This window comes from Candidatus Venteria ishoeyi, assembly GCF_030378065.1.
Taxonomy (GTDB): domain Bacteria; phylum Pseudomonadota; class Gammaproteobacteria; order Beggiatoales; family Beggiatoaceae; genus Venteria; species Venteria ishoeyi.
Genome location: NZ_JAUCGJ010000039.1, coordinates 1 through 22,046, shown reverse-complemented (window position 1 = coordinate 22,046; position 22,046 = coordinate 1). Strand labels below are relative to the sequence as shown.

The following is a 22,046-nucleotide window of genomic DNA, read 5'->3' as shown; positions in this document are numbered from 1 at the left end:
TCACTCCAGCCACTTTAACGGCTCTTTGCTGCTAAACAACAAATCAATTTGGCTTTTACAGCCTTGTTTTACCATCCAGGAGACAATATCACTGCCACTTTTCAAATCTTCAGGTAAAACATGCAGGGTAACTGCCACATAACGTTTGCTATCCATTTGCAATAAATAACTTTGTTTATCCTGAATGGGCAGATATTGGGCTTGCCAATATAAACGTTGTTGTCCATATCGCCACACTAAAGGAGCCGGTGTCGCTGTTGTTAATGAACTTTTAGGGCGGATTGAAAGTCGCTGTGCCTGGCTATCATCCCTGCGCCATAACAATACTTTTTCAGTATTACGCACGCAGACATCACCATCTTGCTCCATATTGATCGCCCATAATTCTGTAGGGCCTTGCGCGGTGCTGCGCTGGCTTGGCACCCAGGTTTTCAAGTGTGATGCCAAAGTCGGACAGGTGGCTTTGCCTTGATAGATGCCTTTAAGCGTACAATATTCAGCAACACCCAGTTTTTTGAGACGCAGTTTTTCCCCATGTCTTAAATGAATATCCTGATGCTCGTCAAGCTTTTGTTTTATCCTATAATTTTCTGAAGTGCTAAGTACAACTTCATATTCAACCGCTGCATACACAGGGCTTAGACCGAGACTAAATCCAAATAAAATAAAGGCGCTTTTGCGTAATACCCGTAAAACAATCAAAATTAAATACTGGAAACTAAAGTGATTCATTTTAATACCTATGCTAATGTTTGACTCATGCAGACTGCTTGGCGCAGTAATTCTATATGTACCTGATAATATCCTGCCTGCCTGGGTGAGGCTTGAATTAAATCCCGCTGTAATAAATGTTGTAATCTGGTTTGATGCTGTTGCATGTCCACTTGTTGCCAGGCACTTTCCCCCACAGCGGCAATTGCGTTTAATAATAACAAATCATGTTTATCAATTTGATTATAAATCATATCATTAAAATAAAAACTGCCCGCACTCAGTGCCAGAGGAACTGTTGCTTCGACATCCTCAAAACAAACAAGGTGACGCACCTTGGCAGGCTGGGTATTTTTTAATTCCACCAGTTCATTACATAGTAATTGCACCAAGGCAGGATGACAATGCGTGAGTTTCAGTATATAAACCAGGGCATCGTCTGTATAACGCAGCTTGTAACCGGACACCGGCGCTGTAATAAGTTTCAGAGCTTCCGCTTTGTCCAGGTAGGCAACCGTAATGACCTGCACATTAATAAAATATCCCGCCCAACCATGTAGTTCATCTAACTGATGTGAACCGGACAGTAATAAACGAAAACAGGGACGATGTTGCACAATATGGCGAAAAATACCCAGTACAGTGTTTAATTCATGAGCTGCCAAGTGTCCTGACTGCACACGTTCCTCCAGGGTGACAAACTCATCCAGGGCAAGCAATAAAACCTGATCCCCAAGATAGTCAGCCATTTGATCCAGCCAGTTATCAAATGTAACCAGCGTGTCTTGAGAGGTGTCACTATCCAAGCTGGGACAAACTTTTTCCGGGTATTGCAGATCAAGTGAACGATTAATCACCTGCACCAGACCGGAAAGGATTTGTTCCGCCTGATTGGTCAATAAACGTGGACTTTGAAAATCCACATAAACAAAACAAAAGTGGCTGGATAATAAACGTCTTAAATTATTTAATAAAGAAGTTTTACCCATGCGCCGCTGTCCATACAATAATATCGGTGGAGCTTGTCTGGCAAGTAATACATGCTCAATCCGGTGCATGATGTCATCACGCCCGATAAAAATTTCCTGTTTGGTGGTTAAAGGCACACCCACTACATAAGGGTTATAAATTTCCTGCTGTTGATAACTCTGGATTGAAATTTCTTTATTTTCTTTAAATATTTTATCGTGCCACTGGGCTAAAATGATTTGAAATGGCTTGGCAACACGCTTGGGGTGTTGACTGATTTCCAGAATCAAATGGTCTAAACGTTCTTCAATATCTGTAAGCATCAAGCGCTGGTTATAGAGACTGTTTTGCTCAAGCGCCGCAGCCACATCCTGACTGATAAGCTTAAAACGACGTATAATACTGGCTTCTATCGCAATACCCTCGGTATAAGATAATTGTTGATGAACTTGACTGAGCTGCCTCATATCGCTTACTGCTTCCAGATTTGCCATATCCTCCAACAGGCTTAAACGTCCCACAATCCAGGCTTGTTGTGTACATGCTAATTTTTCTAAATAAAGTGGTAATTGCATAGGCGCATATTGTTTTAATAAGCGCAAATGTTGAACCAAGTCCAACCAGGGTAAAAATTGGCGTTTATCCCAAAAGGCACTGTGCCAATACAAATAGGCGGGCGCGAGACCCTGCCGATAGCGATAATGCTCAATATGTAATAAAACCAGATGCCATAAGCCTTGCAATGGATAAGACAACACCGGTCGCCACCAGGCTTGAGCCAACCCCAAACCCCAGGCCAGCAAACCCAGTAATAGCATCCAGACGGGTTGTTCCCAGTAAATAAAACAGTACAGGCTGTAAAGACTCAAACCACCGGCTATCAAGCCCAGTTGTTGATTAACAAAATAATATGCGGGTAAATAAGCGGCTAAAAACACGCTGCCAACCAATATCACAAGGCTGGCGCTAAGGATGGCATCGGTAAAAAACCACTGCACAGCAAGCGGCAGGCTGGGTTTAATCCAATAGGCTTGTAAAAAAAACAGTGCCAGAATTAAACCCGGCAAAACAGCGCTGATACTTGCCCAAAACCAAAAATACTTACTGCGATAAGCGCCTGCTCCAAAACTGATAAGCAGTGCAATCAACCATAAGCGCAGATTAATGCCATCCCAGCTAAATTGTCCAAGCCCCGCATTAACCAGGATATAAATAAGGCTAAATACGCTCAAAGCGATAACAAAACCAATCCCCAGCTTCCAACTAAATAGCATGCATACAAACTGGCGGCGGGATAATAACAGGCTGACAAATACCCCCAACATAAACAAGGCAGCCCATAAAACTGTCATCAGACCCGTGTTTAAACCACACAACAACAGCCCCACCAGCAAACCGCCCCAAAAACCTGCAATCGCAGCCTTAGCTAAATCAATACTGATACCCAATAAAAGAGAGGTAATGAAATTCCAGCTACCCGCGCAAACCATGCCTAACTGAATATATTTCCAGGCATAACCCGAGAGTAATAAAACAAGCCCCGTAGTCAAACTACAAAGCAGCGGCAGCAGACACAGATACAAGCTGAACTGACGATAGAGCAGCAAGGATTGCCAATCTCGCCAATGCAACTGGTTTAAACGCATACTAATAATCAAGCTCCAGATTACTTAAATGATTAGCACAGCATTGTTGCAATAAATCCGGCTTCCCCTGGCTTTGTTCCAATATCTCCTTTATCACCTCATTGCTAAATGCCGTTGGCACATTGCTTATCAGTGCCAGAGCTTCTTCTTCAGTAAAACCTTCAAGTTTGACCTGATAACCAAACACATTAAAAAAAGGTGAGGGTTTTCCCACTTCCTGCGCCAATTGGGCGGGTTTCTGTCTGGAGGTCATCAAAAAACCCAGACGTCCCTGACAATAATTATGCTGTACCGAGCGCATGGCCCACCAGAATTCCTGCGATAAGCTATCCGAGGCCAGGCCATATTCAATATCATCTAGCAATACCACGGTAGGATGGCACAAGACATGATGGCTGAGCAGCTCTTCAAAGTTGATCAAGCTGCAATTACTCAGTACAGGCAAGCCTAAAGCTTGTAATAAAAATTGTAATAAACTGGTTTGAGAGCGCATCCGGGTTTCTTTGAAATCAATTAACACCACCTTAAAATCCACCGAAACACGCTGCACGGCAATGGCTTTTAAGTAATGCAATAAAGAACTTTTACCAATCCGGCGCTCCCCGGTAATCGCGATATTTTGCAATGGGTGGCGCTGCCAGATGCGGATAATGCGTGAAACCAGTGCTTTGCGACCATAAAACTGCCTGGGATGCACTACCGGTTGTCCAATAACAAAAGGACTGAGCTTTTCAGGTGGCAGATCAAAGGGATCGGCATTTTGCGTGCTAACACTGAGCTTTTCAGATGCCTGAGTGAAATCACAGCCTGCTGCTGCCAATAATTGGCGTGCTTCATAAGTGGGCAAGTTTAACTGCTGGGCGCACAATAATACTTTTTCGCAATTAGGACGCTTGGTTTTACCACTGCGCCAATGCAATAAGGTATGTCGACTCAGATCGATACGTCTGGCCATTTCAGAGACATTAATATCGGCCTGTGACATTGCCTGAATTAGCAATTCAGCAAAACCTTGGGTATTGGCTTTAGTCAAAAAAATCCTCCGGGGATAGAAAACTGCCATTGACTGGCACAAGTACAAAACGGCTATTTTCCTGTGGCCCGCAACGGGCAGTGAGCAATTCAGGTTTTATAAATTCAGATAGTCCGCCGTGGTAGCGTAAAAACCACCGGAGACATCCAGTCTGGCATGTTCAGCAAAAAAAATACCCGCCGGGTTGAGTAAATAGGTATTCGCGCCGGGAATCGTGTTGCTGATGGTGCCGTTGATATGAGAAGGACTGCCGCCAGTCACGCGGGAAATTACATTGTTGATATGGGCAGCGCCGGAAAAACGTGCCGTTTCCCCTTGCTTGAGATTAAAGTCCTGAAAAGAATGAAACAGGTTATTGCCAATGACTTTCCCTAAATTCTGGGTGATAGCGTATTCACCCTGATTTGGTGTCAGCAACTGTGGTTGCTGAAAAAAACTGCTATCGACAGTAATTTCAGCGGCAACGGGAGAAAAGAATAAATACAGTCCTCCAAAGAACCAAATTTTTCCTGTATTATTTTTGTTTATCAGCATCAGCTTTTAATAGTCCGGTGATTTGCTTTTCTGGCAAACCACTGATTTCTTCGATGGTGGATAAGGGTAAACCTATTTGATGGGCATTACGGACGATATTTAAAGTCGTTTGCTCAACACCTTGTTCTATACCCTGCTCTATGCTCTGTTTAAGACCCTTCTCAATACTCAATACCCTGTGTAATCCCTTGTTTTACACCTAATTTCTCTGCTTTGAGCATGGCGTTTTTCTGAATATAAATCCAGTCCCGTTTTTTATGCTGTAATTCCAGTTCTTCTTCGCTGAGATTTGCTTCATTAATCACTGCAAATGCTTTTTTTAACTCATTCCTTAGTCAAAAAAGTCCTCTGGAGACAAAGGGCTGCCATCTAATGAACCCGACACAAAACGGCTGCTGCTCTGTGCCTGGCAATCTGAAGCTAACAATCGGGCCTCGGTAAAATCAGCCAAATCCAGTGCTTCCATCGGGTTTAATGTCGTGTCTGGTGATTTAATATGTATTTTGCCATCAATGCCCATGCGTGATGAGGCGCTGATAACACTGTCTGTTGAGCGCATAAACTGCTGGCTGCCGATGTTGATATTACCGCCGCGCCCTGCATCGGCCTGCGCCGTGATTTGACCTCGATTTAATATCACCGACTCCGTGTTGCTAATCTCAATATTGCCACTGTTGTCATTACCGCCCCGAACATCAGTAACAATATGCCCATTGTGCAAATAAAGCTGCTGTTTGGATTCAATGTTGATATTACCGCCTTGTGCCTGGTTGGCACTGCTATCAATATGCGCACCATTTAATAAGGACAGGTTTTGGGTCTGAATCTGAATGTTTCCGGCAGTGCCTGCTCCAGCTAAAGCAAGTTCTGAATTATTATTAATAATAGCCTGATCCATCATCAGTTCACCATCTACCATAATATTTATTTGCCCAGCATGCGCCTGTCCCATGGTTTCTGTGCTAATAAAACTGTCATGTTTAATAGATAACTGTCCTGCATTGATTTGAATTTGCCCACTTTGACCACAGGTTGATTGCTCTGCAAGCGATATGATATTTGATTCATTGTCCAATGATAAATGTTGTTTAATATCTAAAATCAAATTACCGCCAAACCCGTGCGCTTCAGCGGCTAAGGAGCTATTAATGTGGGATTGATTGTCCAGGTTTAAATAATCTGCATGGATGTTAATCACGTTACTTTTTTTATTATCGCTAGTCACAAAATTTACAATACTACTATTACCAAGTCTTATGTTTTCAGCTTTAATAATAATATTTCCTGGTTGAGATGATAGGTTTTTTTCAGCACGTAAGTCAGTGGAGCTATTGATGCTGGAAAAATTAAGCATCTCAAGTTCACGCACCTGAATATCAATATCCCCCGCATCGCCCCCTCCTAGCGACGATGATATAATCCAGCCAAAATTATCCATCAATAATTGATCAGCACTTATTTTAATATCTCCGGCATCCCCCGCATCGGCATTCTCTCCCACCGCCAGGGAATATAAGCCACTGAAAGAAATTAGTGACTCCGCGCCTTGTATAACTATATTGTCTTTGACTTGCAGGTGAATATCTCCACCTTGTCCGGCTTCGCTCACGCCCGTATAAATTGCCGCACCGTTAGTTAAATACATATTATTTGCCTGGATATTAACATTACCACCTGCCTGTCCATGCGAGATATTCAGACCGGGCAGTTGAGTAACCAGAGGCGAGTGCTCTGATAGAACACTATTATTTAATCCCAGTATTGAATGAAAATTAATCTGACCCGCATTTAAAAAGCTATTATCAATATTGACATCCCCGGCATGAATAAAAATATCACTATTCTGCCCACTGGCGGATAAACTTGTTTTATCCAGTAAATCCACGCGGCCTAATGCGCTGAACCCGGTTGTGTTCAAGCCTGTAGGCGTTAAACTCACTTCACCTTTTGCGGCAAACGCCCCCAAATACAAATGCCCCCGTTCCGCAGCCATTGAAACTAATGGAACCAAACCGAATAATGTCTGGTTGCCCTGCCACATACGAATATCCCCCGCAAGCAAAGATATATCATACCCTTCAGGCACACCTAAGCCGGTTTGCCATGCAATCTGTGGATAATCAAAAAATAAACGGCTCAGGTCTGTGGAGATTAAGCCATGACCCTGAATACTGACAGGTGCAATCTGTGCGTCAATAAAACCGAAAGCACTGACTGCCGCGCTACTGAACTGGCTGCCTTGCTCAGTAGATGTATATAAACGCTTATCATCGGCAAACTTCAGATAATCTGCGGTACTGACATGAAAACTGCCCTGTACATCCCACTTGGCATTACCTGAAAACATCACCCCGGCAGGATTTAATAAATAGGTATTTGCCCCGGCAATCTCATTACGAATTGTGCCGCGAATATCAGAGGGAAAACCGCCGGTCACTCGGCTAATTACGTTTTGAATGTTGGCATTGCCGGAAAAAGTCGCTGTCTCAGTGTTGCCAAGATTAAACTGCTGAAAAGAATGAAACAGGTTTGTACCTACGGTTTTACCTAAATCCTGGCTAATCGCATATTCACCCTGGTAAGGCTGCAAGGCTTTTATTTGGTTGGAAAAACTGGCATCAATGATGACTTCGGCATGAAGCCCGGAACATAAAATAAAACCAACCAAAAAACAATTTTGTTTTACAAAAAAAACAACAATACCATTCACTGAATTTTCCAGTTAGTCAAAAAAACACCTCAGAAGAAAAAATACTTAAAATTCATTATACGTCATTTTATCACTCATTCCCCCAATCAATGACCGACTAAAACCAAAAATTTATCAAAATAATTACAATATTGAAATAAAAGCATAATCACATTAAGCTAATAAAATCAATAGATTAAATAAATGGTGTTAAAAATAATGTTACAAATTAACAGGCATGGTTTGGGTAAAAAGATGGATTTTGTTAATTGAAATTTAACAGGCTGTTTCCCTAAAATCTCTTGGCATAAGCGTTTTAACGCTTTTAACTTGGATGAATAATATCCGTAACCCAATTTTCACGGAGTCATACGTAATGAACGTACCAATATTCCACGAGTCCTGTTCAGGCAGGCAGGGCTTGACCCAATATGCTGTTAACCCCAGGTTGACAGGCTATAAAGACAGGCCTTTCGAGGAGAATAATATATGAATATTCTAAAATTTTCCGTACACAAAACGGTTTGGTTGGCTTTATTGAGTTTGTTTTTGTTGATGGGGCTGGGCTTGAATGCGCAGGCAGGGGCGCCAACTAATTGTAGTGCCAGAACTGACAATGATGGTTGGCTTAATAATGCTGCTAACAACCCAGGTTCTACTACAGCAGGAAATAATAGTCATGCTCCAGCTTCAGTCTGTGGTTGTAAAGGTGGAACAGGTTGGATGACCTCGCAAAGCAATTCCTATGATACCGGTGGTGTCATTACTAAAGATGATGGTGCAACACGTACTATTGGTAATGCTGAAGAGTATAGTGTTGGTTTTTGCATTGATGGTTCTGACAGTACCTGTTCTCAGGGACAACCCAATAATTTGGTTAGTGGTACCACCTATTATTTTAAAAATACCAGCGGTGATAATAACTATTATCATTGTACCTGGGATGCATCTGGAGTTTGGGCTTCGCCTGTAACTTATAGTATTTCACCTGCACCAGGCAATGTTTCCGGTGAATTAGAACTTTGGCTTAAAGCTGATGCGGGTACAACACCCACTACCAATAATACTGCTGTCACCGATTGGGTTAGTCAAGCTGGCACTCATACTGCGAGTGGTACTGCTGGACCAAACTATTTAGATACAGACAACGGACTTAACTTTCGCCCTGCTTTGGATTTTAATGGTGTTAATACAAGTTTGAATTTAGGTAGTGATTATATTGACGTGGATAGTACAAAATCAGGTTTAACCATGATTTTTGCAGCACGGACGCATAGTTCTATTGCTGGAGATAATTTTATTTTTGATTATGGTAAACATGTAGGAAACAGTTATAGTCTTCGATATACTAAATCAGCGTCATATGGTGTGGTATTTAGTACAGGACTTGGTGGTACACATAATAGCGGTTCTGATGCTGCCATTTTAACCTATAAACTTGATTTTAGTGGAAATGGTGATGTCTTTGTAAATGGTGAAACATTGGGAAGTGCAGATGTCAGTGGTTTGACATCCATCACCACAGCTCAAATTAATGAATCTGCTGTACATACAACCGATGCAGGTCCAATGTCTATCGGTCGCCAATCTAAAGCAAATGTATCAACAGGTCGTTTTTACGCAGGCAAACTAGGCGAATTCCTATTTTATCGCCAAGCCATGTCAACAGCCGACATCAACAAAGCTGAAACCACTTTAGCAATTAAATACGGTGCAACCCTCAACAAAGATTACATTTTCTCTGATGGATCAACCGTTGTTTGGGACGCAACCACCAACGCAGGTTTCTTAAACGGTATTGCCGCAATTGCTCATGATGATGACGCTGATTTAATGCAATCAAAATCCCGCAGTGAAACTGTTGGTGCAATCTTAACCATTGCACATGGTTCATTAACAACACCTACCGATGTAACCGCTGATAACCTCGCTTTTGTTTGGGGTCATAATGGCCTGGATACTGATTACAGTAGTACATCCGTTTTAGGCAAACTACCCATGAATCGTATCTGGAAGGTACAAGATAATGATGATAAATTTGCTGCAATGCCATATAGCATTCCTGCTAGTACAGGTGCTAAATATATAATCACCGATAGTGATACTGATTGTAATTTCAGCACCGGCACACCTGTTGTTCAAGCCCTCACAGGTAGTAATAGTGATATGGTTATTACTAAAGACCATACTAATGGACAATGTTTTACTTTTGCTAAAGATATTCCTGAAGTAGCTTATCCCGGCAATGCCTTAGATTTTGATACAAATCCACGTTCAACAGGTGCGCTTGTTTATGGTGGTTATTATCATGTTAATACAACACATGCCGATATGCCTGGTGATAATTCTCCTATGACAGTTGAATTCTGGCTTAACTATAAGCGCGGGGTAACATATTCAAAATATTTCCAAGGTCCAGGTGGTTGCTTGAATATGGGATACAGTACCAGTGGCGCTTTCTGGTTCGGTCCTGGTAAAGGCGGTGGTATACCGGATGGTGGCTTACCTACCAATCGCTGGTTCCATTTTGCTGCCACAGTTGATGGCTCAGGTAGTGGACAATTTTATATTGATGGTGAAGAGGCAGGTGCATTTACGGGTGATACCAGTACTTGCACCAATTTCGCATACTTACAAGTCGGTGCTGATGTTACTAATCCAGAAAGCATCCCAGGTACAATGGATGAACTGCGAATCTGGAAAGTTGCACGGACACAGGCTCAAATCAGAGCTTATATGAATGGCCCTATCCCTAACCCTGATTCAGTAGCTGATTTATCTTTATATCATAAATACGATCAAGGTACTGCGAATGGTGATAATACTGGCATTACCACTATTATTGACAGTAGCCAATATGGACATAATGGTGCAGCAACTCGTTTTGCATTTAGTGGTGTCGATGGTAATTATGACAGTAATAATTTCATTAAATCCGAAGCACAACACAGCTTCCAGCCGGGGAATGGGTTGAATTTTGATGGCACGGATGACCATGTTGATATTGCGGCAAACTCAGCATTAGACGTGGCTGCTGGCTCTTCCACCATCGAGCTACGTTTCAAAGCAGACACTTTTCTTAAGAATGGCGCATTATTGACCAATCGTTGCACTGGCCCCAATACTCGGTATAGCTTCCACCTTAGCTCAGATAAATTAGCCTTGTGGAATGGATCCAAGAGTGGTTCCATCAGCCATGCTTTCGATACGAGTACCTGGTATCACCTTGCATTGCTGCCTGGCGCTACCGCGACGGAAGTGCTGGTAGACGGTGTCTCTATCGGCTCAATTGATGTAGCAATTAATACCGCTCAAACTGGCTGTCCAACGAATTTAGGTGCGGCCTATAATGGTGGGTCGACTTATGTAGAGTTCTTTGACGGGGATCTTGATGAGGTTCGCATCTGGAACACCGTGCGCACCACCGATCAAATCCGCGCATATATGAACCGCGACATTCCCAATCCAACTGGCGAAACTAATCTAGTCGCTTACTACCAGTTTGACTATGGTCAGCCCGGTGGAACCAATACTGATATGACCGAAGCCCTGGATTCTTCCTTGAACGGGCATAATGGTACCTTGGCTAACTTTGCTTTAACTGGTTCTAGCTCCAACTATTTAGACTCATCAGCCTATAGCATTTGGACAGGTACAGGTGGCGACTCAAATTGGACTAACATTGCTAACTGGACAGATACCGATGCCAGTGGTTTACATCTCAAACCCACTACAGCGACTAATGTACATTTAGCTGATGTGGGTAATATACCAAGTGAATTATTGGCACCAAGTATTAACCACCTCGTTATTGATTCTACAGGAGTAGGGCTTGAGTTAAAGGTGCAGGGGAATGTCTTTGCAGTTAATGCAGGTCAAAGTGCAGGGACTAAACCCATTATTCTTAAAAATGGCAGCCAAACTCATTATGTTTCTGGTACTTTTGCCAAAGGTTTATCCCAAACCGATCCCTATCAACCTATGAAGCTGGCAGGTAATTTAAGTATCAGTGGTTCAGGTGCTTATTTTACTCGAGTATTCCCAGCTACTGTAGATGCCAATGGTTATACTTTTAGCTATTCAGGCAGTGATACGGATTTAATCAGAGGGGGTACAGTTTCTGGTGATTTTGGTGATGAATTTCCAGCTATTAATGGCCCCTCAAGATTAGTACTCAATGGTACTAGTTCAGCCAGCTTAATTGGGGACAGAAGTATTGATAAAGTAGCTCTAGGATCGGCTGGTGCAATGCTCTCTTTAGGTGACCATACTCTAACTGCAACGATGATAAGCCTTGACCTTAATGGTAGTTCTGGACATGTAGTTGCCACAGGCACAGGTGAGCTTCGTCAAACCTACAGCAGTGGTAGCAAAACCTTCCCTGTAGGTGATGGTCAAAAATACACTCCGATTGATATTGATATCACAGGCGGTACTGGTGGTAGCTATGTTGGTGTAAGAGTAACAACATCCAAACAACCACAAAACTTAAGCACTACAAACTTTATTGAGCGTTATTGGTCTGTCAGTACCGATATGACCGATTTTGCAGCCGATGCAACGGCAACTTATGTAAGTAATGACGTCCAAGGCGCTGAAGACAAGATGTTAGGCCTATTCTATAAAGCCAATCCCTGGGAAGTGGGCAATGCAGCAGCGGGTAACAGTGTCAGCGGTTCTTTGAGTAGTGCAGGTGATTTCACTGCTGGTGAAGACCTCAGTGCAACTCTGGTTTCGGCAATTATAACCGGCTCTGGTGATTCAGGTAACGGCGATTGCTCTTCAGACAGCACGACTTGTGACATCCGTACTGCGATTAATTCGGTAGAAGACGGTGGTACAATTACCTTCCCCACCAACCCCACCAACATTACCTTAACCAATGGTCCTTTGGATTTATCCAAAAACCTCACTATTGATGGTACGGGTAAAAAAGTTACCATTACTGCAAAAACTGGTGAGCGGGTTTTTCACGTCAATGGCAATAAGAATACCGTGACCTTCAAAAACCTGACAATCCAGGGCGGCAGTCCAACGAGTGCATCTAACGAAGGAGCTTTCGGTGGTGGTATCCTGGTAGGTACATTTGGTGGCGATACTGCTACTGCGAATGTGGAAGGATGTACCTTAACCGGTAACAACGCCAATACCGGGGCAGCCATTTATGTACAGAAAGACTCAAGCTTAAATATGAGTAACAGTACTGTAAGCGGCAACACCACTACTGCGGGAACGGGTTCTGTTTCAGGTGCCGGGGCAGAATTAAATATCAGCTATAGCACCATTGCAGGTAATACAACAGAAGATACTAATATTACTAGCGGGGTTTATGCAGGCGATTATGATCCAACACCAGAGAATGGTGATAGTGGTGATGAAACAGAGTCACAACTAGTCCTCATCAACGTGTTATTAGCCTATAATGGTGGTACCGATCAATGCACGATGATGGGTAATAATGTGTTTGAAGAAAGCAACCTTATTTTTGGTGCTCACACCAGTTGCGGTATACCAGCAGTGACCACTGATCCAGGCTTGTCAGCCTTAGCGGACAATGGTGGTGATACCCCAACGATGGCAATCAGTGCAGGCAGCTCAGCAGAAGGTTCATCTGATACGGAGGCTTGCTTAGCTGATGACCAACGCGGCGTAGCCCGCCCCGAAGGTAGTGCTTGTGATATTGGTGCATTTGAAGCCACTCTGTCCCCCGCACCTCCTACGGGTTTAGCCGTGGAAGTTGATGTTACTACTGCTCCAGCTAATACCTACCCGGCAAGCTTAACCTGGACTGCCTCCATAGGCAGCCCTGTAGCTGAAGGTTATAAGGTCTATGCAGGCGGCAGTTTAATATCCACTATATCCGGTGGTGACAGTGCTGATACAAGCATTGATATTGCCTGCCCAAGTCCAACAACCATTGAAGTCCGTGCTTATCGCACTGACACCTTTGGTAATGTGCTGGAATCCATGCCGGGTGCTAAGCTGACAACAACAGAAGCAGGGGCTTGTCCGGTGGTTGTTTCACCGCCACGCCCTGCCCCGGCGACACCGGGTGATTTTGTCGGTCAGCCAAAACTGCCTAATGGTATGCAGGAATTGCGTCTCACCTGGGAAGATGTGTCAGGTGAAGCCAACTACATTCTGGAGCGTTCTGACAATGGTAGTAATAACTGGACAGCAGTGGCTAATTCACCTCTGCCAGCAAATACGGCTGAGTACACTGACAGCAATTTAAGCTGTGGCATGATCTATCAATATCGTCTGCATGCTAAAAACAGCAGAGGAGAATCTGATAATGTCATCATTAAAGTGAGCACTGAAGCTTGTCTGACAGCGCCGACTGGTTTTGTTGCAAAACCAACTGGAGAAACCTCTGTGGACTTGAGTTGGACCGCTGTAGCCAATGCTGATACTTATATACTGGAACGTTTAGACAGTGGTGGCAGTGATTGGAATTTGATTACCAATCCTGCTGCGGGTTCTTCCAGTTATAATGATACGGGTTTGACTTGTGGTACAACTTACAGCTACCGCCTGCGAGCTGGTTATAATGGTCAGGAGTCGCAGGACGTAACGACCCAGGTCACTACTGCTGCTTGTGCAAATACTGGTGGAACTGGTGGAACTGGTGGAACTGGTGGAACTGGTGGAACTGGTGGAACTGGTGGAACTGGTGGAACTGGTGGAACTGGTGGAACTGGTGGAACTGGTGGAACTGGTGGAACTGGTGGAACTGGTGGTACTGGCATTAACCTGGCATTATTAACGCCGCAGACATCATCAAGCATTGCTGAAAATGGCAAATACGTGGAACTTGCCGTTACACGCAGTGAAAACGATGAAGGTCTTGTGAGCATGCAGTTCAGCCCCAGTGCAGATAATACTGCCATTGAAGGTCGTGACTATAAAATCCTGAATCCGGGTAACTCTGTGAAATGGGGAGAGCATTTGTTGGAATGGGGAAATACTGAATTAGGACAAAAACTAATTCGTATTCAACTCATCGACAATGCGATTCCTGAAGCGGACAAAACCTTGAATTTTGATTTAACGATTAAAAAAGGCAATGCCCGGTTTACAACAACTGCGTTATTACAGTTGACTATTGTCAATGATGATCAGTGTCTGCCAAAAGGCAGCAACACAACCACCTGTATCAGTTCACAGTTAACACCGCAGTCATCATTAAGCATTGCAGAAAATGGCAGACACATAGAACTTGCCGTCACACGCAGTGAAAACGATAAAGGTCTTGTGAGCATGCAGTTCAGCCCCAGTGCAGATAATACTGCCATTGAAGGTCGTGACTATAAAATCCTGAATCCGGGTAACTCTGTGGAATGGGGAGAGCATTTGTTGGAATGGGGAAATACTGAATTAGGAGAAAAACTAATTCGTATTCAACTCATCGACAATGCGATTCCCGAAGCGGACAAAACCTTGAATTTTGATTTAACGATTAAAAAAGGTAATGCCTTGTTTACAACAGCTGCGCTATTACAGTTGACTATTGTCGATGATGATCAGTGTCTGCCAGCAACTGCCATAGAGAGCAATCAGCCAACACCGGAAGGCAGCAACACAACTGCCTGTATCAGTTCACAATTGATGCTTGAAGGCGCAGGTATGCCACGTCCCGCAAATTGGCTTGTTGGTGATCAGGTCGCCCTGCACACCTGGATGGACACTGGCAGCGATGTCGGTATGGAAGCATCAGTGATACTGGTCTCCATAGATTCACTGGGACATACCTGGATGCACGATGGTCAGCAATGGCATGAGTATCACAGTAATGGCTATCATGGTGATCAACATCCGCAATGGCATTTCTATAAGCATTACAGCCTGACTGATGGTGGTTTGCCGCAGAAACTGAGCCTGATACACGACGAATCGACGCGACTGGATATTTCTCAAGCCAGTCGTTATTGGCTCTATACTGGCTATCTGCTCAGTGATGGACGCTTGATATTTAATGGTGGTAAATCGGATGATAAGGCGCAGCCGCTCGAAGTGAATGTTCTGGCACAAGCCTGCCGGAATAATAACAGTGCCGGCCTTAATATTCACGATGGCAAGGGTTTTGTACCAGCAGGCAATAACTGTTTCAGCCTGTCTCTGGTAAATGGCCTTGAACATATGCAAAATGCTGATAAAACCATTGAATCAGGTGAAACACTGGCGCTGCATTTACGCATCAACAGTGATACCCATTACAAGCAGGATGCCAAACTGCTGCTGGTTGCACAAACCCCGCAAGGGACGTTATTGCACGATGCAACAGGCTGGCAGACATGGGATGGCAGCATTGCCGGATTGCGTGGTTATCGTGAAGAAGCTTTGGGTGAATATCGCTTTGAGCAATTTGCACTGGATGCGCATTTTGCGACACCAGGGGCTTATTACATATACGCCGGTTATCTGTTAGGCAACGGTGAGTTGTTGTACGGTGCCAACAATCCTGTAAGCTTTATCCGGAAATAGGGAGGTACTGTAGAGACGTAGCAATGCTGCGTTTCTACCGAGTAATAATAAAAACCCGCAAGGTCTTTGACCTTGCGGGTTTTTTATTGCAAGTAGCAATTAAGAAATAAGAGTCCAGCACTCCAGTGCTACTGGCCTGACCAATCAGATATTTTTGTTGCTACCTTCATCTTTTATGCTGAATGTAGACGAATATCACATCAGTTTAAGCAGGATAAGAATAATATTGATGGTGATGGCCTGAACGCCTTGCAGGAAGATCATACGCACTTGTTAGGAATAATCGGCGTTGTTGTTTGCGGCTGTGGATTTTGCGCGCGCTGGCGTAATAAATGATCCATCAGCACCAAAGCCAGCATGGCTTCAGCAATCGGTGTGGCGCGGATGCCCACGCAAGGATCATGGCGGCCTTCTGTGACCACTTCCACGGCATTACCGTGAATATCAACACTGCGCCCCGGCAGGCGGATACTGGATGTGGGTTTTAAGGCGATGCTGACCAGCACATCCTGACCCGAGGAAATGCCGCCTAACACGCCACCGGCATGGTTGCTTAAAAAACCTTGCGGGGTGATTTCATCACGGTGCTGCGTGGCTTTCTGGTTGATCACATCAAAACCATCACCAATTTCCACGCCTTTTACTGCATTAATACTCATCATGGCATGGGCAATATCGGCATCCAGGCGATCAAAAATCGGTTCACCCAATCCCGGCGCTACGCCAGTAGCGACTACATTCACCCGCGCGCCAACGGCATTGCCTTCTTTGCGCAGGGCATCCATATAAGTTTCCAGTTCCGGTATCAGTGCCATATCCGGGCAAAAAAATGGATTCTGATGCACCACATCCCAGTCGAAACTCGCCGTTTCCGTGCAAATACTGCCCAGTTGCGCCAGATAACCCCGGATTTCTATGCCGTAAAATTCCCGCAGATATTTTTTAGCAATACCGGCTGCCGCCACGCGCATTGCGGTTTCCCGCGCTGAGGAACGCCCCCCGCCGCGATAATCACGGAAGCCATATTTTTGCTGGTAGGTGTAATCGGCATGACCGGGACGAAATCTGTCCATGATTTTGCCGTAATCTTTAGAACGCTGGTCAGTATTTTCTATTAATAAACCAATCGGCGTACCAGTGGTTTTACCTTCAAATACCCCGGATAAAATTTTCACCTGATCCGCTTCACGGCGCTGCGTGGTATGACGCGAAGTACCGGGTTTGCGCAAATCCAGATCGGCCTGTAAATCAGCCTCAGAGATTTCCAGCCCTGGCGGACAACCATCAACAATACAGCCCAATGCAGGGCCGTGACTTTCTCCAAAACCGGTGACGGTGAAAAGCTTTCCAAAACTGTTGCCTGACATGATAAATCCTGTATTTAGCGAAGTTGTTTTATTTATGCGATGACTATTTGAGCCACACATCAATATCCTTGGTTTCTTGCTGTACCGTTTCATCATTGCTGACGATTTCTATGCCAAGATTACCAAGGTGGTTAATAAAATTAATGAGTGTCAAACTATTAAGTTTGACAGCATATTCGGCTCATTTAGTACACTTCATCATGCGCACCAATATTAAGCAAAACAATGACTTCTTTATCATCATTTGTCATTTGGATGCTTTTCCAAGGAAAAAAGAATCCTGCAATCATAGCCGCAGGAACATGCGCGCACACCGTGCAGTTTACCAGTCAGATGATGGATGGCAAGGTGAGGCATATCCAGGTTTTGCGCCATATCCTGTAGCGTTTGTTCAATCTTCATTTGTAATACTGAATTACGGCGCACGAAGCGGCGAAAAGCTCGCTTAAAGTATGGTGTTAACACCAGTTTTCGCATATCAAGACTCCGTCAAGTCTGCCTGTAATGCCTTAATAACTTCATTACTGCTTTGTGCTGGCAAATCACCTTGCCGAAACAAAGCCAAAGCCTCTTGCGTTTCAGCAGCCAATAAATTGCGGCGTTCTTCCAATTCTTTTGTATCAGTTACAGGCGTTTCATGTACCATAATTTCGATATGCTTATGCCGAAACAAGGTTTTTAAAGCGTCAACAAAATCTGCGTTTAATTCATCAGCGTTAATTCGGTAAATGGTGTGCATCATTGTGTCCTGAAATAAGTCATAATATTTGTGTTTCTGTTTGGTAAAAAACAAAAATCAAAGGTTACTGTCCGCCGCGCATTAAGGGCATGATTTTGTTTGTACCCGATAGAGACGTAGCACTGCTACGTCTCTACGTTTTCATTCCAGCGCTGCAAATCCTCCGCCGTATCCACCCCGGCCTGCGGCTCTTCTGTAGCAAGATCCACAAAAATTTTACCGCCGTGATACAGCAAGCGCAACTGCTCCAGGGCTTCATCTTGCTCTAAATCACAAGCAGGCAGGCGGGTAAGCTCTTGCAGATAGTGGTTGCGATAAGCGTATAAACCGATATGGCGCAACGGTTTGACCTGGCCTGCCAGGGCAATTTGTTGATCCTTGTTGCTGTTTTCCGGGGCGTGGCTGAATATATCCCGCACCCAGGGAATCGGCGCACGGCTGAAATATAAGGCAAAACCCGCTTTATCACGCACCAGTTTAACCACATTGGGATTCCATAGCAGACGCTCATCACTGATGGCTTCCGCCAGGGTTGCCATGTCCGCCTGCTGCTGTTGTTCCAGCCCCTGTGCCACCTGCTGAATCAAACTGGCGGGCATACCCGGTTCATCGCCCTGCAAATTAACGATAATGGTATCAGTATCCGCGCCCGTGAGACGCGCCACTTCCGCCACGCGATCAGTGCCGGAGGCATGGTTGATATCGGTCATAAAGACTTCCGCGCCAAAACCCTTGGCGCAGTCTTCAATACGCTGATCATCAGTGGCGATCATCACCCGCGCCGCGCCGCTGTCTTGCGCGCAGCGATACACATGCTCCAACATGGGTTTACCCTGGATTTCCAGTAAAGGTTTACCGGGCAGGCGGCTGGAGCCATAACGCGCAGGAATAATGACCCAGAAACTCATAAGCCCTCCAGCAAACTCAAATCCGCTTCCTGACTGACAAATTGCAGGCGTATCTGCCCGGCTTTCTGGCGCAGTTTTTCAATTTTGGTCATAATCAGCTTGCCGGGTTCCAACGCATCACCACTGATACCGCGACTGCTGAGCAGGGCTTCCACGCCCCAGGGCAACAATTCAACCTTATAACCTGCTTTCAGCGGTTCCAGCACCCGTACAATCAGATTTTTATCAGACCATTGCTGTTTCAGATACATCACAAACCAGCGTTTTTTGCTGTCCATTTCCAGAAACTTGGCTTCGCGTGCGGTACTGTCTGCGGTGGCTAAGACCTTAAATAATTCTTCCTGATCATAAGGCAGGGTTTCGCCATTGAGATGGGCATCTAACTGGCGTTGCATCACTAAATCGGCAAAACGCCGCAGCGGCGAGCTAAATTGCGTATACACTGATAAACCCAAGCCACTGTGCGCGCCGGGTTGCAGCGATAGCGCAGAAGGCTTGAGCAGCTTGCGCAGTTTCAAAAACGCCATGGGATCTTGTAACAAGCTGCGATCTATAGGCTCTACCGGCGCATCCTGAGTACGGAAAATTAAGGGCACTTCATGTTGCTGGGCATATTTACCCGCCAAGTGATTTGCCAGAATCATCAACTCCGCCACCAGATCGCGGCTGGGTGAGTTGCGTTCAATCATTTTGACTGCAACCTGCCCATCTGTCACCTGCATTTTGTATTCCGGGCGATTAAAGCTTAACGCACCATTGTCCATACGTTGCTGACGCAGTGCATCTGTGACTTGCTGCAAGGCTTGAAGTTTTTCAGCCATTTCATCACTGCCATCTGCTAACAGGGCATCCGCCTGGGCATAGCTCAGGCGTTGCTCCAGCAGTACCGCAGCGCGGCGAATCGAAAAATCCTGCACCTGATACTGTAAATCCAGCTCAACCTGAATCAACACGGAAGAACGCGGTGTTTGCGCAGTCAGACTGGATAAATCCGTGGAAACCCGTGGCGGAATCATTAATATAGTTTGGGTTGGCAGATAAACCGTAGTGCCACGGCGCATGGCTTCTTTGTCCAGTGTATCGCCTTTGGCAATGATGGCTGCCGGATCAGCAATGCCTATGGTCACTGTCCAGCCTTGAGCATGAGCAACGATATTCAGTGCATCATCGACTTCGCGGGTGTCTTCATCATCAATACTAAAGGCCAGTGCCTGAATTTCCTGCGCTGGCGCTGGCACCCAGGGTGCTACCGCCAAAGCTGCTTCCTGTACGGGTTCAGAGAAATCTGCGCGCAAACCGGCAATAATCACATCCCGATCAGCATCAGCAGGAATGCGCCCGACTTTTTGCAGTACCTCAAAAATCAGTTCACGCGGTGGTAAACGCACACTGGAAGCGATTTCCGTAATCAGGGTTTCAATATCCTTATCCCGATCCCCTCGCATCCAGTTTTCCAGGCGCTCAATAAAAGGGTGCTCATCTTCGCTGATGTCTACGCTGGCTTTGGCTTTGCTGGCGCGGGTCAGGCATTCCCGCGCAATCGTTGCGGTTCTGATGCGTTCCTGCTCACGTTCACGCTGGGTGCGCAGTTCTTCAATTTGTTGTTGATTGCGGATTTCCCATTCTTTGCCCTTGCGCTTGAAATGTAAGGCATCAACCGCCAATGCCTGCCAGATGGCAATTTTATGCTCCACGCCAGTGTCTTCGCCAAAATACAATTCGGCAAGCTCATCCAGGTCGCTGGTTTCCAGTTCCTGCGCAGTTTCCCACAATAAAGGCACATCAATTTCATCGCGTAAACCCGCCAGACGGCCTTGTATGCCTGACAACACTTCCGGCCATTCGGTGGCATTGCGAACTTTAGCCCCCAGCAGCCAGAATAATTTATTCTCAGGCAGGCTGTGCTCCCGAAACTTTTCATTTAAGCATTGGATTTTCTTTTTAATGGTTTTAACCTGGCAAATCAGTGCCAAATCATCATTATTTTGTATTACCCAGACCCGACCGTCCCATTCGCTCACGCTTTATCCTTGTTGTCAGTATAGTAACTAGGAAGCTGTCTGAGAACACAAGACCTACTGCGGAAAAGCTGGATTTGGTCAAATTTCTCCCTTATTTTCGTTAAATATACCCAATATTCGCCTCAAATAATGAAAAAATCTGCCTCAAACCAGCTTTCCCTCGCTACGGCCTCTGTTCTCGGACAGCCTCCTAGAGCTACGCAAAAGCTTCATTTTTGGTGCTTTAAGGCGCAAAAAAGCCGCTTTTTACTCCACGCTGATTTTGTCAGATCCTAAAGAACATGGGGTCAAGCCAAAAACAAGCAGAGTGCGTAACATTAATAATTATGTCAGCTTATTGTAATGCATCCGGCTTAAACCTGCACCCGACGAGACTCGCCCGGTGCCAGTCCCTGTACGCTCCACTGCCCGACAGCGTAGCGAATTAAACGCAAGGTGGGAAAACCCACAGCCGCAGTCATGCGCCGCACCTGACGATTACGGCCTTCAAAAATGGTTAATTCCAGCCAACTGTCAGGAATCTCAGCACGGTAGCGTATCGGTGGCGTGCGTGACCATAAATCTGGCGGCTGCGCTATGACGCGCGCTTGTGCCGGACGGGTTTTACCATCTTTCAGTAACACACCCTTGCGCAGTGCTTGCAGCGCCTTATCATCAACCTGACCCTCCACCTGCACCCAGTAGGTTTTCCCCAGCTTTTTACGCGGATGGCTGATTTTATGCTGCCAAGCACCGTCAGCAGTTAAAATCATTAAACCTTCGCTGTCGTAATCCAGCCGCCCTGCGGGGTACACCTCGGGTATTTTTATATAGCTTGCCAGGGTTTCCTTGTCGCCATCACTGCGAAACTGGCTTAACACCCTAAATGGTTTATTGAATAAAATAAGTTCCGGCATCTTTTGTTTCCTTTTTATCTACTCACCTTGCTTATTGACACTGATTTCA

Annotated in this window: 14 protein-coding genes; 2 read left to right on the top strand and 12 right to left on the bottom strand. The window is 45.1% G+C overall.

Annotation, left to right across the window (positions count from 1 at the left end):
* The 7 genes from QUF61_RS13025 to QUF61_RS12995 form a co-directional block, all read right to left on the bottom strand.
* The gene (locus QUF61_RS13025; protein ID WP_103922326.1) at positions 1–732 is read right to left on the bottom strand and encodes a hypothetical protein; all 732 of its coding nucleotides are present in this window, start codon (positions 730–732) and stop codon (positions 1–3) included.
* Between the two features lie 8 nt (positions 733–740).
* Complete coding sequence (locus QUF61_RS13020) at positions 741–3,326, bottom strand: AAA family ATPase (protein WP_289682060.1); 2,586 nt, start codon at positions 3,324–3,326, stop codon at positions 741–743.
* A gap of 1 nt (position 3,327) precedes the next feature.
* On the bottom strand, positions 3,328–4,359 hold the full coding sequence (locus QUF61_RS13015) for an AAA family ATPase (protein ID WP_289682059.1): 1,032 nt from the start codon (positions 4,357–4,359) through the stop codon (positions 3,328–3,330).
* A 96-nt stretch (positions 4,360–4,455) separates the two neighbouring features.
* Positions 4,456–4,893: a two-partner secretion domain-containing protein gene (locus QUF61_RS13010; RefSeq protein WP_103922329.1), complete on the bottom strand. Its 438-nt coding sequence runs from the start codon at positions 4,891–4,893 to the stop codon at positions 4,456–4,458.
* Positions 4,874–5,065, bottom strand: coding sequence for a hypothetical protein (locus QUF61_RS13005; RefSeq protein WP_289682057.1), 192 nt, complete (start codon positions 5,063–5,065; stop codon positions 4,874–4,876). Before QUF61_RS13005 ends, QUF61_RS13010 begins: the two co-directional genes overlap by 20 nt.
* Positions 5,055–5,198 carry a hypothetical protein gene (locus tag QUF61_RS13000; RefSeq protein WP_289682055.1) on the bottom strand — a complete coding sequence of 48 codons (144 nt, stop codon included), beginning with the start codon at positions 5,196–5,198 and terminating at the stop codon, positions 5,055–5,057. The genes QUF61_RS13005 and QUF61_RS13000 overlap by 11 nt, the downstream gene beginning before the upstream one ends.
* 26 nt (positions 5,199–5,224) lie before the next feature.
* Positions 5,225–7,603, bottom strand: a complete 2,379-nt coding sequence (locus tag QUF61_RS12995) for a two-partner secretion domain-containing protein (protein ID WP_289682053.1) — start codon at positions 7,601–7,603, stop codon at positions 5,225–5,227.
* Positions 7,604–8,071: 468 nt separating this feature from the next.
* Between QUF61_RS12995 and QUF61_RS12990 the strand changes: the two genes are divergently transcribed.
* The gene (locus QUF61_RS12990) at positions 8,072–16,066 is read left to right on the top strand and encodes a LamG-like jellyroll fold domain-containing protein (RefSeq protein ID WP_289682052.1); all 7,995 of its coding nucleotides are present in this window, start codon (positions 8,072–8,074) and stop codon (positions 16,064–16,066) included.
* A 260-nt stretch (positions 16,067–16,326) separates the two neighbouring features.
* On the opposite strand, the gene aroC is transcribed toward QUF61_RS12990, so the two are convergent.
* Positions 16,327–17,433, bottom strand: a complete 1,107-nt coding sequence (gene aroC / locus QUF61_RS12985) for a chorismate synthase (protein WP_289682049.1) — start codon at positions 17,431–17,433, stop codon at positions 16,327–16,329.
* Positions 17,434–17,576: 143 nt separating this feature from the next.
* Here aroC and QUF61_RS12980 point away from each other — a divergent pair, with 143 nt between their 5' ends.
* Positions 17,577–17,882 (top strand): hypothetical protein, encoded by a 306-nt coding sequence (locus QUF61_RS12980; protein ID WP_289682048.1) that lies wholly within the window; start codon positions 17,577–17,579, stop codon positions 17,880–17,882.
* 29 nt (positions 17,883–17,911) lie between these two features.
* Here the strand turns inward: QUF61_RS12980 and QUF61_RS12975 are convergent, their stop codons facing one another.
* The 4 genes from QUF61_RS12975 to QUF61_RS12960 form a co-directional block, all read right to left on the bottom strand.
* Positions 17,912–18,175: a hypothetical protein gene (locus QUF61_RS12975; protein ID WP_146066906.1), complete on the bottom strand. Its 264-nt coding sequence runs from the start codon at positions 18,173–18,175 to the stop codon at positions 17,912–17,914.
* 122 nt (positions 18,176–18,297) lie between these two features.
* A complete protein-coding gene (kdsB, locus tag QUF61_RS12970; protein WP_289682047.1) occupies positions 18,298–19,080 on the bottom strand; it encodes a 3-deoxy-manno-octulosonate cytidylyltransferase in 783 nt (260 codons plus the stop codon).
* The gene (locus tag QUF61_RS12965; RefSeq protein ID WP_289682046.1) at positions 19,077–21,101 is read right to left on the bottom strand and encodes a ribonuclease catalytic domain-containing protein; all 2,025 of its coding nucleotides are present in this window, start codon (positions 21,099–21,101) and stop codon (positions 19,077–19,079) included. The genes kdsB and QUF61_RS12965 overlap by 4 nt, the downstream gene beginning before the upstream one ends.
* A 353-nt stretch (positions 21,102–21,454) precedes the next feature.
* Positions 21,455–21,997: a pseudouridine synthase gene (locus QUF61_RS12960; protein ID WP_289682044.1), complete on the bottom strand. Its 543-nt coding sequence runs from the start codon at positions 21,995–21,997 to the stop codon at positions 21,455–21,457.
* Positions 21,998–22,046: the final 49 nt, after the last annotated feature.